The sequence below is a fragment of the Sphingomonas asaccharolytica NBRC 15499 genome (genome assembly GCF_001598355.1).
GTDB classification, from domain to species: Bacteria; Pseudomonadota; Alphaproteobacteria; order Sphingomonadales; family Sphingomonadaceae; genus Sphingomonas; species Sphingomonas asaccharolytica.
In genome coordinates this window covers 1-642 of record NZ_BCYU01000189.1, presented here as the reverse complement: position 1 = coordinate 642, position 642 = coordinate 1, and the positions used below count along the sequence as shown (strand labels likewise).

The 642-nt window shown below is 63.2% G+C and carries 1 protein-coding gene; it reads left to right on the top strand.

Translation table 11 applies throughout. The features are described 5' to 3' along the window. The first annotated feature begins 244 nt into the window (after positions 1-244). A complete protein-coding gene (locus SAS01S_RS22020; RefSeq protein WP_066813403.1) occupies positions 245-574 on the top strand; it encodes a hypothetical protein in 330 nt (109 codons plus the stop codon). The last annotated feature ends 68 nt before the right edge of the window (positions 575-642 follow it).

The following is a 642-nucleotide window of genomic DNA, read 5'->3' as shown; positions in this document are numbered from 1 at the left end:
GGAGGGGGAGGAAGCACGAGGATAGGTGATCGCCATCCGCCCCCTCCGTCGCGCTTCGCGCGCCACCTCCCCCTGGCGGGGGAGGATTTTGGAAGCGCGATCGACAGCCATCATTCATGTACCTGAACGAACTTTCCGGAGTCGCGATCATCCGCGACACATTCTTACGTCTCACGACACAGATCGGCGACAGTTTGGGCCGAGACCGTCTCTCGACTGATGTTTGGTCAAAGGAGTGAGAGACATGAAAAAGCTGACAGTGATGCTAATGGGGCTGGGCTTCGCCACCGCAGCTTTCCCCGCCGTTTCGGTTGCCGCGCCGTTCGCGCCGCTCAACCAGCGCGCGCAGATGATCCAGTCGCGGATCGACCAGGGCATCCGTTCGGGCGGGCTCGATCGCCGCGAAGCCTTCCAGCTACAGGGCCAGCTGCGCGGGATCCAGAAGCTCGAATATCGCTATCGCCTGTCGGGCGGACGGATCGACATGCGCGAGCGCGCCGATCTCGAGCGGCGCTATGACGCGCTGAGCGCCAAGGTGCGGTTCGACAAGCATGACCGCCAGCGCCGCTGGTAATCGCCTGTCGCACGGAGGGTGCGAGAAGGGGTCGGGAAACCGGCCCCTTTTTTCGGCGAGCAGTCAAA

Excerpts from the sequence above, each read along its gene's own strand:
- SAS01S_RS22020 (WP_066813403.1), top strand. The coding sequence starts at position 245 with ATGAAAAAGCTGACAGTGATGCTAATGGGGCTGGGCTTCGCCACCGCA.